The sequence below is a fragment of the Hydrogenothermus marinus genome, assembly GCF_003688665.1.
GTDB lineage: Bacteria > Aquificota > Aquificia > Aquificales > Hydrogenothermaceae > Hydrogenothermus > Hydrogenothermus marinus.
Genome location: NZ_REFO01000016.1, coordinates 1 through 12,816, shown reverse-complemented (window position 1 = coordinate 12,816; position 12,816 = coordinate 1). Strand labels below are relative to the sequence as shown.

At 27.7% G+C, this 12,816-nt stretch carries 15 protein-coding genes and 1 tRNA gene; 7 read left to right on the top strand and 9 right to left on the bottom strand.

Going from position 1 to position 12,816, the window contains the following annotated elements:
* The first annotated feature begins 18 nt into the window (after window positions 1–18).
* The 3 genes from CLV39_RS07810 to CLV39_RS07800 are packed head-to-tail and all read left to right on the top strand — an operon-like array spanning window position 19 to window position 2,753.
* Window positions 19–1,005 carry a hypothetical protein gene (locus CLV39_RS07810; RefSeq protein WP_121923685.1) on the top strand — a complete coding sequence of 329 codons (987 nt, stop codon included), beginning with the start codon at window positions 19–21 and terminating at the stop codon, window positions 1,003–1,005.
* On the top strand, window positions 1,002–2,120 hold the full coding sequence (locus CLV39_RS07805; RefSeq protein ID WP_121923684.1) for a hypothetical protein: 1,119 nt from the start codon (window positions 1,002–1,004) through the stop codon (window positions 2,118–2,120). Before CLV39_RS07810 ends, CLV39_RS07805 begins: the two co-directional genes overlap by 4 nt.
* 30 nt (window positions 2,121–2,150) lie before the next feature.
* Window positions 2,151–2,753, top strand: a complete 603-nt coding sequence (locus CLV39_RS07800) for an LPP20 family lipoprotein (protein ID WP_121923683.1) — start codon at window positions 2,151–2,153, stop codon at window positions 2,751–2,753.
* Between the two features lie 9 nt (window positions 2,754–2,762).
* Here the strand turns inward: CLV39_RS07800 and CLV39_RS07795 are convergent, their stop codons facing one another.
* Genes CLV39_RS07795 through CLV39_RS07770 form a run of 6 tightly spaced genes read right to left on the bottom strand, consistent with a single transcriptional unit; the run spans window position 2,763 to window position 6,317 of the window.
* On the bottom strand, window positions 2,763–3,242 hold the full coding sequence (locus tag CLV39_RS07795; RefSeq protein WP_121923682.1) for a TlpA family protein disulfide reductase: 480 nt from the start codon (window positions 3,240–3,242) through the stop codon (window positions 2,763–2,765).
* The gene (locus CLV39_RS07790) at window positions 3,239–3,643 is read right to left on the bottom strand and encodes a hypothetical protein (RefSeq protein ID WP_121923681.1); all 405 of its coding nucleotides are present in this window, start codon (window positions 3,641–3,643) and stop codon (window positions 3,239–3,241) included. Before CLV39_RS07790 ends, CLV39_RS07795 begins: the two co-directional genes overlap by 4 nt.
* Window positions 3,606–3,860 (bottom strand): replication initiation protein, encoded by a 255-nt coding sequence (locus CLV39_RS07785; protein WP_121923680.1) that lies wholly within the window; start codon window positions 3,858–3,860, stop codon window positions 3,606–3,608. Before CLV39_RS07785 ends, CLV39_RS07790 begins: the two co-directional genes overlap by 38 nt.
* Before the next feature lie 57 nt (window positions 3,861–3,917).
* Window positions 3,918–4,946 carry a GTP 3',8-cyclase MoaA gene (gene moaA / locus CLV39_RS07780; RefSeq protein WP_121923679.1) on the bottom strand — a complete coding sequence of 343 codons (1,029 nt, stop codon included), beginning with the start codon at window positions 4,944–4,946 and terminating at the stop codon, window positions 3,918–3,920.
* Window positions 4,947–4,998: 52 nt separating this feature from the next.
* Window positions 4,999–5,763, bottom strand: coding sequence for a restriction endonuclease (locus CLV39_RS07775; protein ID WP_121923678.1), 765 nt, complete (start codon window positions 5,761–5,763; stop codon window positions 4,999–5,001).
* Entirely contained in the window at window positions 5,763–6,317 is a 555-nt protein-coding gene (locus CLV39_RS07770) for an O-acetyl-ADP-ribose deacetylase (RefSeq protein WP_121923677.1), read from the bottom strand. The genes CLV39_RS07775 and CLV39_RS07770 overlap by 1 nt, the downstream gene beginning before the upstream one ends.
* 79 nt (window positions 6,318–6,396) lie before the next feature.
* On the opposite strand from CLV39_RS07770, the gene CLV39_RS07765 reads away from it, so the two are divergent.
* Window positions 6,397–7,473, top strand: a complete 1,077-nt coding sequence (locus CLV39_RS07765) for a bis-aminopropyl spermidine synthase family protein (protein WP_121923676.1) — start codon at window positions 6,397–6,399, stop codon at window positions 7,471–7,473.
* Window positions 7,474–7,508: 35 nt separating this feature from the next.
* Here the strand turns inward: CLV39_RS07765 and tgt are convergent, their stop codons facing one another.
* On the bottom strand, window positions 7,509–8,648 hold the full coding sequence (gene tgt / locus CLV39_RS07760) for a tRNA guanosine(34) transglycosylase Tgt (protein ID WP_170145628.1): 1,140 nt from the start codon (window positions 8,646–8,648) through the stop codon (window positions 7,509–7,511).
* A gap of 107 nt (window positions 8,649–8,755) precedes the next feature.
* Between tgt and secD the strand changes: the two genes are divergently transcribed.
* On the top strand, window positions 8,756–10,303 hold the full coding sequence (secD, locus tag CLV39_RS07755; RefSeq protein ID WP_121923674.1) for a protein translocase subunit SecD: 1,548 nt from the start codon (window positions 8,756–8,758) through the stop codon (window positions 10,301–10,303).
* Between the two features lie 9 nt (window positions 10,304–10,312).
* Window positions 10,313–11,236, top strand: coding sequence for a protein translocase subunit SecF (gene secF, locus CLV39_RS07750; RefSeq protein WP_121923673.1), 924 nt, complete (start codon window positions 10,313–10,315; stop codon window positions 11,234–11,236).
* Here the strand turns inward: secF and CLV39_RS07745 are convergent.
* On the bottom strand, window positions 11,233–11,937 hold the full coding sequence (locus CLV39_RS07745) for a zinc ribbon domain-containing protein (protein ID WP_121923672.1): 705 nt from the start codon (window positions 11,935–11,937) through the stop codon (window positions 11,233–11,235). The genes secF and CLV39_RS07745 overlap by 4 nt on opposite strands.
* Window positions 11,938–11,954: 17 nt before the next feature.
* A tRNA-Ile gene (locus tag CLV39_RS07740) sits at window positions 11,955–12,031 on the bottom strand.
* 149 nt (window positions 12,032–12,180) lie between these two features.
* Here CLV39_RS07740 and CLV39_RS07735 point away from each other — a divergent pair.
* On the top strand, window positions 12,181–12,816 hold a 636-nt coding region (locus CLV39_RS07735; RefSeq protein WP_121923671.1), incomplete at its 3' end, for an IS5/IS1182 family transposase.

Genomic DNA, 12,816 nt, shown 5'->3' with positions numbered 1-12,816 from the left:
CAAAGAAGGAGGGTACCTATGAAAATATATTATTTTTTATTTTTGGCTATATTAATTTTTCTTAGTTCCTGTACACCAAAAGTTAATCTAAAGGAATATACAAAAACTAAGCAGGATTTAATCATAGCAAATCAAGAAATTCCTAAATATATAATAGAAAAAAGAAAGCCAAAGATTGCTGTTTTACCGCTAAGCTCTTCTAACTACATAGTTAAAAAATGCGGGTTAGCTAAAACAGCTCAAGAATACACAATCTCGGCATTAGAAAAATTAGGAAGTGTTGAAGTACTTGAAAGAAGCGAGTTAGATAAGATAATGCAAGAGTTACAATTTCAAGAATCTATGGGAAAAGATATAAATTTAGAAAAATTATCAAAAATTGGAGGAAACATAGATTTTGCTTTAGTTGGAGCTGTTACTACTGCACGTGTGGATACACAGTTTAGAGAATCTAAAAGATGGTATGACAAAAAAGGAAAAATACATTATATTCCTCCTTCTTGTACAAAATATGGAAAAGTAATAATCTCTTATAGATTAATAAAATTCCCATCAACTAAAGTAATCAAATCTTTTATTTTAGCAGGTCAAGCATTTAGTTCTACGCAAATTAGATATGCATATCAATGTAGGATTACAGATCCTTGTGGACTTTTATCTGAGGCTACATATAAAGCAATATCTGGTTCTTTACATTCTTTTAAAGAATATTTTCCTTCTTATGGATATATTTATAAATTAATGACACATAAAAAAGATCCTTCTAAAAGAGTTGCTTTTATAACCTTAGGTAAAAATGACGGTTTAAAACCAGGAGATAAACTTGAGATTATAGAATATCAACAAGAAAAAAACCCTATTACTGGTCAAATAATAACCGAAGAAAAAATTATAGCAGAATGTGTAGTGGCAGAAAATGAGTTATATCCAGAAAGAGCTGTATGTATAATAGAAGGTGATAATGCAAGTAAAGTTAAAATAAAGGATATTGTGAAAACAAAATGAAGAGAAGTTTTTATATTTTAAATTTATTAATAATTTTGTTAATAAGTAATAGTATTTATGCTAAGCATATAAAATGTAAATGGCAAGAGGGTATTGGTGAGGCATCTATTATTAAAGATTATTCATCAGCGAAAATGGAAGCTTGTGCAAGAGCAAAATGGGATGCATTAGAAAAGGCATTAGGAACCCAAATTAATGTAAAAAGTGTAATAGAAAATTTTAAATTATTAGATGAAGTAATTACAAAAGATGTAAAAGGGTTTATAACAGATGTAAAAATAATAAAAGAAGAAAACTTAGGTGATGCAGTTAGAGTTACTATTAAAGGTTGTGTTTATCCACAAAAAGCAGAAAAGGCTTTAAGTCTTATCAGCAGAAATACTATGTTTAATGTGATTTTTATTGTTCAAGATAGAAATAATATTGAATTAGATGATATGAACCCTGTAAATGTGGAGCTTATTAATACATTAACTCAGCAAGGATTTGAAGTTTATGATTTTGCATCGGATCCTGACATAAATCCTTATGAAATAGAAAATATAATTTCTCAAAGAAGATTTATATCTTTAAGAAGACTTTTAACAAGAAGTTTAGCTAAAATCACTATTATAGGAAAAATAAGATTTATATATAGAACAAAAGCAGGACAAAATATTGGCTATGAATTATATTCTCCTTTTAATATTATTTTGGCTCAAGCTCAATACTATCTTCTTATGAAAGATAAAGGTAGAATACGAATTTTATCTTCTGGAAATGTTTCTGCTAAAGGAATAAGTTCTATAGATGAATATGCTAAAAATAAGGCTTTAGAATCTTTAGCTCCAAAACTTGCAGATGATATTTTAAATAAAATCCAAAGATATATGATATCTAAAAGAAAATTTATTATTGTGTATGTTAAAGATATAAAATCAGTTTCTAAAAATTTTGAAATTAAATCCAATTTACAAAAACTTCCTTGGGTAAAATCTGTAGAAGACTTAGGGATAGGTAAATTTAGAGTTGAATATCTTGAAAATCCTATATATTTAGCAAATGCATTAGAAAGTATTTATGGATATAAGATTTTGACTTTTTCCCCTACCAGAATTATTATTAATCTTAATTAATAATAATTAAAAAAGGGAGGATATTTAAAGATGAAAAAAGTTTTGTCGCTATTTTTAGTAATATTTGTTAGTTTCTTTTTTGGTTCTTGTGCAAAGAAGAAAATAGAGAAACCTAAACAACAGCCAGCAAAAATTCAAAATCAAAAATGGAAAAATGAATTTCAAAATGCTCCTGTTTGGGTATTAAATCCTCCAAATGGAAAACAGTTGGCTGCAGTAGGTTCAGCAAAAATTGGGAAAGCAGGTATCCAGTTTGCCAGAACAGAAGCCCTTGCAAATGCAAGAGATGAACTTGCGAGAATGTTATCTGTTAAAGTAAAAAATATGGTCAAAAATTTCTCTCAGCAAATAGGTGTTGGTGAAGATCAAACAGTAGATAAAGTTACTGCTATAGTCTCTAAACAAGTTACTGCACAACTTTTACAAGGTTCAATGCAAAAGGATATGTGGATATCTCCAAGTGGGGAACTTTATGTTTTAGTTGTTTTAGATCCTCAAGCAGTAAAAGAAGCAGTAAAACAGGCTACCTTAGCGAGCTTTAAAAATGAAAGAGCTTTATGGCAACAGTTTCAAGCTAAAAAAGCTTATGAGGAATTAGATAAAGAGATAGAAAAAGAGTTTGGAAGTCAGTAAAAATAAGGGCTAAATAGCCCCTTTGTATTTTCTCAAAGCTTCTTTTAAGAATTTTTCAAAATTTTCCTCGGTTACTGCACCAAATATATAAACTAGTTTCTTTCCTTTAGGAGTTATTATATAAGTAGTTGGCGTTCCAGGTACTGGAAATTTTATAAAATTGATTTTGTTATTTGCATATTTAGGAAATTCTTTATCTGATAAATCATTTTTATTAGTATCTATAACTAAACCTACTAAATAAAATTTATCCTTAAATTCAGGTTTTCTTAAAACTTTTTTTATAACAGGAATTTCTTTCATACAAGCGGAACAACTATATGCCATAAAATTTAATATTATAAGTTTATCCTTAGGTAATTCTATAGGATTACCATTTATATCTACAACTATAGCATTCTTCGGGATTTTTTTTAAACTTGACTGTTTTTCTTTTTCATTGCAAGAAAAAAACAAAGCAAATACTAAAGTTAAAATTATTGCTCTCATACTTTTTCCTGAACTCTTAATACTTTCCCAAAAAGCTCTAATGTACTTAAAACTTCCTTAGGAATTTTAGTAGTCCTTTCCCCTTTAGCATCTTTTAAGATTATAAGCTCATCTTTTTCTTCTAAATATTTAAATAATCCCCACTTTCCAGACTCTTTAAAAAATACAATATCATCTGTTTCAAGTGTTAAAGGAGGTATTTTACCTATTAATACCCATATATCTCTGATTTTCATCCAAAAAGTATTTTCTTTAAAATCTTTTACCCTTTCTACAAGTAATAATGGTGTTTCAATATCCTTAATCTTTTCTATTTTATTTTCATCAACTAATTCATAAGCTTTTAAAAATACTGTATGTATATTACTTTCTTGGAGCTTTTCTTGTTGGAATGATTGCATTTCTTGCTTGCTCTTTTAATATATTTATAGATTGGGCATTCATAAAGAAAGCATGTTCTAAATTAATTAAAGCGGCTTCTAAATCTTTATCTTTTGTTTCAAATCTCATTTTTCTAAGTTCTTTATGTAATTCATCTAATTGTGTTCCAAGTTCAAAAGCAAATGTAAAAACTCTTGCTACAAAATCTTCTAAATGTAATTTTTCTTCTTTAGTCATTTTATACCTCGTTATTTTAATTTAATTATTTATTATATCAAACATAGTTTTTAATAATTAACCACCTATACTAGTCATTATTCTCTGGCATTCTCCAAATGCATAATTATTAAACTGAATATTTTCATTTGAAATTTCTTTTGCTACTACTACTTTTCTTACAAAGTCTTCAATTTCTTCTTCTGTTCCTTCTTTTAATATATCCTTAGCTGGAATTTCATCATCTGTTCTTAAGCATAACTTTACATTTCCTTCTACTGTAAGTCTTAATTTAGAACATCCATCGCAAAATGGATTAGAAATAGGTGTAATAAATCCAACTTTTGTTTTTATTGAAGGTATCTCATAAACTCTTGCTGCTCCACTTCCCATTGAAAATGAAGGTAGCATTTTCCCATATTTTTCTTCTATTTTTTGTTTTACTTTTTCAAGGGGCTGTACCATATCTTCTTTCCAATCTATCTGGCCTTGGCCTATAGGCATCATTTCAATAAATCTAACTTCCACATTATACTCTCTTCCAAACTCTACAAAATCAATAGCTTCATCTTCATTTAATCCTTTAATTACAACTGCATTTACTTTTATAGGCTCTATTCCAACTTTTTTTGCTTCTATTATTCCATCTATTACATCTTGTAAATTACCTTTTGTAATATCATAAAAAAGCTTAGGTTTTAAACTATCTATTGATATATTTAATCTTTTTAGTCCTGCTTCTTTTAAAGCTTTTGCCTGTTTTTTTAAAGTAATAGCATTTGTAGTCATAGCAATATCATCTATACCTTCAATCTCATTTAACATTGAGATAAATTTTTCTATATCTTTTCTTAAAAGAGGTTCTCCCCCTGTTATTCTTACAGTTTTAAGTCCAAACTTTGTTAAAACTTTTACAAACTTTACCATATCTTCATAATCTAGAACTTCTTCTCTTGGTATAAATTCTTGATTTTCTGGCCTGCAATAAAAACATTTAAGATTACATCTATCTGTGATTGATATTCTTAAATATGTTATTTTAGTTTCTTTTTGGGGCTCTATATCTGGTATGATTTTTATTTTATTACCTGAAATTATATTAATCATAATTATACCCTCTTATATAATTAGATTTGAAATTGATGATATAACTTTTTTGTCAATTTGACAAGTTTGACATATTGGATTGAAATTCTTGAATTTTTCTATTGGCTTCTTCTATCCATTCATCTCTTCTGATTACTTCATCATATGTTTCTTTATATAAAAGTTCATAATTATGAAGTTTAGTTTTTGCTTCTTCATAATCAATAAATATTGTTAAAGAAGGAAACTCTTTTATAATCTCTTTTTCTGTAAAAAGTTTTATATCTGTATGATTTAATAAATCCCTATTTATATCTACATTAGAAATTATCCATACTGTATCACATCTATATTTTTCTTTTCCTTTCAGAAGTTCATTAACAGTTTTTTCTGAAAAATTTTTTAACTTTTTAGAATCTAAAAAATATATACAAATTTTTTTATTATCTTTTTTAGCTATAAAATCTATGAAATGATCTTTAAAAATTGGTGGTTCTTCAACTTTATAATCTAATATTTCAAGAATACCTGTCATTATAGATTCAAGCTCTTTTCCTTTTAATCTTCTTAAATCTTTAATATCCTCATCTGTCCATTTATAATCATTAGTAGAGTTTTTTATTTTTTGTATCTGTTTTTTTATTTCTTCTATATTTTGTTTAAAATTATCTGCTCTATGTTGATAATATTTTTTCTCTTTTTTGCATTTTTCAATAAAAGATTCAAGCATAGGAATATAATTTTTTTTATACTTTTTCTTTTCTTCTACATATCTAAAAACTATATAAATTCCTACAAATGTAAGTATTAAAGAGGCTATTAAAAGATCTATATTCATTATTTGATTATCTCTTTTAGATTTTTTTCAAAAATTCTATAATCATTTTCAGAAAAAAGAATAAATCTAATTTCTTTTAAGAAGTTTTCTTTTTTAATAAACTCAATTGTCGCTTTTAAAGCTGTTTTAGATGCTTCTTCTTTAGGACATCTATAAACTCCTGCACTTATAAATGGAAAAGCTATGGTTTGTAAGCCTTTTTCTTTTGCAAGTTTTAAAGAGTTATAATAGCTATTAAATAAAAGTTTTTCTTTTTCTTTATCCCATTTTCCATTACATATTGGTCCAACTGTATGAATTACATAATTTGAAGGTAAATTACCTGCAGTAGTAATCACCGCTTCTCCTGTTGGAAGCCCTTCTGGATATATAGTTTGTCTTATTTTTTTACATTCTTCTAATATAGAAGGTCCACCTTTTAAATGGATAGCACCATCTACACCACCTCCACCCATAAGGGTAGAATTTGCTGCATTAACAATAGCATCTACTTTTTCTTCTGTAATATCACCTTTTTTTAGTATTATTTGTGTATTTCCTATATTTACTTGCATATTTAAATTATAGCAAAAAAAAATATATATAAAATATGCTAAAATATTATATTTAATTTAATACTTAGGAGGTAAACCATTGGCAGAAATTTTAGAAAATGTTGCTAAAAGAGCTACAGAAAAAACAAATATTAAACTTATTGGTAGAAATGTAGAAAGAGTACTTGCAGCTCTTCAAGTAACTACTGATTTTTGGAAAGTAGTTGACTATTCTGATTTACCAGTTCCAGCTGCATCAGAAATAATAAAAGAACTTTTAAATGAAGGAATAGTAAAAATAGAAAATGATGAAATTTTTTTAACAGATAAAGGTATTAATCTTGTAAAAGAATTAAATATTCCTCCTTATGTAGATTATACATGTCAAGCATGTGAAGGTAGAGGAATACCTTTTTATGCAAATAAAGATTGGTATAGAACATTTGTAGAGCTTGCAAAAGATAGACCAAAAGCTATTCAAGAGTACGATCAAGGTTCTGTTACTCCCGAAACAACAATTTCAAGAGTTTTATTCTTAGATTCACGAGAAGATTTAAGAAATAAAGAGATTCTTGTAATGGGTGCAGAGGATGATTTAACAGGTTTAGCTGTTGCTTTAACTGGTCTTGCTAAAAGAGTTTTAATTCTTGATATAGATGAAAGATCTATTGAGTTTGATAACAAAATTTTCAAAGAGCTTGGAATAACAAATGCAGAAGCAATAAGATTTGATCTTAGAAATCCTTTCCCTGAAGAATGGATAGGAGCATTTGATGTATTTATTACAGATCCTCCAGAAACTGTAAAAGCATTTAAAGCATTTATAGCTAGAGGTATTGCTGCATTAAGAAGTGAAGGTTCTGCAGGTTATTTTGGTTTAACTCTTAGAGATAGTTCTTTAAATAGATGGCAACAATTCCAAAAAGCTTTAATAACTGATTATGGAATGGTTATTACTGATATTGTTCAAGATTTTAATGCATATATGAACTGGGAATATCATGAAGAAACAAGAGCTCAAAAAGTTGCTCCTGTAAATAAAGGACCTCAAGATATATGGTACCGTTCTGCTTGGTATAGAATTGAGGCTATGCCAGGATTCAAAGGTGAAAATGAACAAATAAAAGACGAAGTATTTAGAGAATTATATTTAGATGAAGAAGGTTCAACTACTTAATTATAAAATAGGAGGTGAGTATTCACCTCCTAAAATTAATTTCCTGATTTAAATTTTTGCAAAAATTCTTCTTTAAAACTTTTAAATCTATTTTCTTTTATAGCTTTCCTAATATCTTCCATTAATTTATTATAAAATCTTAAATTATGTATTGTTCCAAGTATCATAGCAGTTATTTCTTGGGCATTATAAAGATGTCTTATATAGCCTCTTGAAAAGTTATTACATGTATAACAATCACATTCTTTATCTATTGGTTCATCAGAAAGTTTATGTTTTGCAGATTTCATATTTATTTTTCCATAATGAGTAAATAAGGTACCATTTCTTGCATTTCTTGTTGGCATTACACAATCAAACATATCTATTCCTCTATCAACACTTTCTATTATATTTTCAGGTGTGCCAACTCCCATTAAATATCTAGGTTTATCTTCTGGAATTATATCTACAACAACTTCAGTCATAGCATACATATATTCAGCAGGTTCACCAACTGATAAACCTCCAATTGAGTATCCATCCATATCAAGTTCTATAGTTTTTAAAGCACTTTCTTTTCTTAAATCTTCAAAAACTGAACCTTGTATTATTCCAAAAAGGGCTTGCCAATTTCCTTCATTTGCTTTTTTGGATCTTTTAAGCCATCTTATTGTTTTTTCTACTGCATCTTTAGCTCTTTCTTTCTCTACAGGATAAGGAGGACAAACATCAAGGGGCATCATAATATCACTACCAATTATTTTCTGTATCTCAATTACAAATTCAGGAGTAAAAAAATGCCAACTTCCATCTAAATGGGATTTAAATTTAACTCCTTCTTCAGTTAATACTACTTCTGGTTTATGTCCTTTTTCCCTATCTTTACCATAAGCAAGAGAAAATACTTGAAAACCACCACTATCTGTTAATATTGGAAGTTTCCAGTTGGCAAAGTTATGAAGTCCCTTAAAATGCTTTAATACTTCTATTCCTGGTCTTAAATATAAATGATAAGTATTTCCAAGTATAATTTGCGGTTTTGTTTCAAGAAGTTGTTTTTGTGTAATTGCTTTAACTGTACCTTGCGTTCCAACAGGCATAAAAACAGGAGTTTCTATTATTCCATACTTAGTATATATTTTCCCAAGTCTCGCATTTCCATCTTTTTTAATTAGTTCAAATTTAAACAGGATATATACCTCAATTTGTTTTTTAGAAAGGAAAATAATATTATAAAATTTTGGTTCAAAGCAATAGTTAATGTATAATAGAATTCAAATATTAAATGTAGGGGCAAAACTTGAAATTTAAAGAGAATATCAAATTTAAACTATCATTAATATTCATTTTAACAGTTGTTGCTTTATATTTTATCTTTAGCAAACCTGTAAAACTTGGCCTTGATCTTCAAGGTGGTATGAGTATCACTCTTCAAGTTGATGTAAATAAAGTGATTGAACTTAAATATCAAAATTTAGCAAAAGATATAGAAAATATTCTTACAAAAAATGGAATAAAAGTTCTTGAGGCAAAGGCTGAAGGAACAAAAGGTGTTGTTATAACTTTACTTGATCCCACCAAATTAGAAAAAGCTTTAAATATATTAAGAGAAGAAAATCCTGTTATTGATGTTAATACACAAAATGGAGCTTTATTTGTAAAATTTAAAGAGTGGGAAATAAAAAAGATAAAAGATCAAACTGTTAAGCAAGCTATAGAAACTTTAAGAAATAGAATTGATGAGTTTGGAACATTAAACCCTAATATTGCAAGAAAAGGTGAAGATAGAATTCTTGTAGAATTACCAGGTGTTGTCGATCCTGAAAGAGCAAAAGCTATAATCGGTAGAACAGCTCAACTGGAAATAAAAGAGGTTGTTGATACTGCTTTTTCAAAAGAAGAATTATTGAAAAAATATCCAAATGGTATTCCTGAAGGAACAGAGATTTTAGAAGGTGTAGAACAAAAAATACAAGGAAAAAAAATAAAAGAGTGGTATTTAGTAAAAAAAGAACCTATTATCACTGGAGATATGCTAAAAGATGCAAGAGCTACTATTGATAATAGAGGGAAACCAGCAGTAAATTTTGAACTTACTTCAGAAGGTGCTGATAAATTTGGAGAAGCAACTGCAAAAATGATAGGTAAAAGACTTGCAATAGTATTAGATAATAAAGTTATGTCTGCACCTGTTGTTAGATCAAGAATTTCTGCATCTGGTCAGATAACTGGAGATTTTACCTCTGAAGAAGCAGCAGACTTAGCTATAGTTTTAAGAGCTGGAGCATTACCAGCACCTGTTTATATATTAGAAGAAAGTGTAATAGGTCCAACCTTAGGAAAAGAATCTATAGAAAAAACAGTTAAAGCAGGTATCGCTGCCCTTATTCTTGTTGGTATATTTATGATATGGAGATATGCAATCTCAGGATTTATATCAATAATTGCTTTATTTTTTAATGGTCTTTTCCTATGGGCTGCTATGGTAGCACTTGATGTAACATTAACACTTCCTGGTATTGCAGGTATTATTTTAAACATTGGTATGGCTGTTGACGCAAATGTAATAATCTTTGAAAGAATTAAAGAAGAACTTAGAAAAGGAATGACTTTAAGAGTTGCAATAGAAGAAGGATTTAAAAGGGCTTGGGATGCTATATTTGATGCGCAAGTAACTACTTTAATTGCAGCATTTGTTTTATTCCAATTTGGAACAGGTCCTTTGAAAGGATTTGCAGCAACTTTATCAATAGGTACAATTATTTCTATATTTACTGCTTTATACCTTACAAAAGTATTTATTGATTTAATTCTTGGTGGTAAAAAACAATTAAAATACGCATTTTAAGGAGTGAAAATGAGGCATTTTTTATCTACCCCTCCAAATATAGATTTCTTAAAAATAAAAAAAATAGGTTATATAACTTCAGCTACTTTTGTAATATTAAGTTTATTATTAATCTTCATAAAAGGTTTTAATCTAGGACTTGATTTTACAGGTGGTACTTCTATACAAGTAAAATTTAAACAGCAGATCACTGCAGGAGAAATTAGAAAAGCTTTAAAAACAGTAAACATTACTGATATTCAGATTCAATCTGTTGGAAAGGAAGGTAATGAGTATGAAATAAGAGTACCTATAAAGGTTGGAAGTTCTACAGTAGTATATAAGAAGGTAAAAAAAGCTTTTGATGAATTTTTTAAAAATAAATATGAAATAAGAAAAGTTGAATATATAGGTTCTGTTGTTGGTGAAGAACTTAGAAAAGCCAGTATATATTCAATAATTGCAGTAATGATTGCTATACTACTTTATGTTGGTTATAGGTTTGAACCTGTTTTTGCAATTGCTGCAGTAATACCTTTATTCCATGATGCTATTATAACTCTTGGATTTTTCTCTTTATTTGGTATAGAACTAAATCTTTCTGTAATTGCCGCTATTTTGACAGTACTTGGTTATTCATTAAACGATACAATCATAATTTTTGATAGAATGAGAGAAAATCTAAAATTAAGAGGTAAAAAGAATTTAATTCTTCTTGCAAATCAAAGTATTAATGAGAATTTAGCAAGAACATTAATTACTTCAGGAACAACTTTATTCTCAGTTTTAGCTCTTTATTTATTTGGCGGTGAATCTTTAAAAGGCTTCTCTCTTGCTTTATTAATAGGGATTATATTTGGTACTTACTCTTCAATATATGTAGCAGTGCCACTTGTTATTGATTTAGAAAAATATATAAGAAATAAAACTTTAAAAGAAGTTAAAGCAAATTAAGATTCATTGTAATATAAAAACCTGCCACAATTAGGGCAGGTAGAAACTTTTTTTCCTTTTATTATTTCACTATATAATTTAGGTGGAATTACCATATAACAACCACTACATGATTGATCTTGAATAAAAGCAACAACAGGAAGGCCTTTTTTCTTTATCATTTTATATTTTGATAAAAGATTTGAAGGTATTTTACTTTCTATTTTCTTTTTTTCTTCTTCAAGATGTTTAAGCTCTTTTTCTAAATCTTTTAAGATTTTTTCCTTTTCTTGTATTTCTTTTTCAATTATAGAAGCTTCAATCTCTATTTCTTTTTCAAGTTTTTGCTGTTCTTTTTGTAGATTTTCAATCTCTTCCATAATCTCTAAAATCTCATCTTCAGTGTGCATTATAATTTCTTCAGCTCTCGCTTTTTCTCTCAGTAATGCTTTATATTCTTCGTTAGTTCTTACATTTTCAAGATTGTTTTGAATTTTTAAAATTTTATCTTCTAATGATTGAATATCAAGTTCTTTTTCTTTTTTTGTTGTTTGGAGTTTCTTTATTTTTGTTTTTATTTCATCTAATTTGAAAATTAGATTTTCTTTCTTTTCTTTTAATTCTTGAATTTCTGATGGAATAGATTTAAGTTTTGATTTTATTTCTTGGATTTTTTTGTCTATATCTTGTAAAAGTATTAAATCTTCAATGTTCTCTTGCATATTTTCCTCAAAATTAATGGTGGGCCCGGGAGGACTCGAACCTCCGACCTGACGGTTATGAGCCGTCTGCTCTAACCAACTGAGCTACGGGCCCTTACATATTCAATTAAATTTAGGAATAATAATATATACTGAATTAATCAAAAAGTCAATAAAAATGGAAAGTGTTCTAAAAATATAGAGTCAGATGTAAAATAAGGTAAAAACTAAAAGTAGGGGGGAATAAAAATAAGAAGAACTAGATTGAAATTCAAAAAAATAATCAAAATAACTAAATCAATACTAAGAGAAAAAAGCAAAAAAGAGAAAAAAGGGAAAGGAAGACCAAAAGAATATCCAGACTATTTAATTATATCATTATTTCTATACCAAATTCTAAAAGGATATTCATATAGAGAAGTATTAGAAGAAACAAAAGATATAATACAGAAATTACCATCATTATCTGTATATCATTATAGGGTAAAGGCTTTGCCAAAAAGTTTATTACAAAAATTAATACACAAAACAGCAATAATCATAATAAAAAAGATAAAGAAAAAAGTTTCTTATCTTATAGCAGATGGAACAGGATTTAGTTTTGATGATATATACCCTCTTAAATACTTAAGAGGATTAGAAATAAGGAAAGTACAAAATCATATAAGAATAGTACCTATAAGTATAGTTACAGAAGATAAAAAAAGAATAGTTTTATGTGCAGAAGAAGGGGAAGCATATGCAAGTGAAATAAAGCTTTTAGAAAGGGCTTTAAAAAATATAGATATATCTAAAATTAAAGTTCATTCCTTTATAGCAGACAAAGGATTTGATAGTATTAAAATAATGGAAGATATAGCAAAATCAGGAGTAGAATTAGATATTAGAGTAAAAGAAACA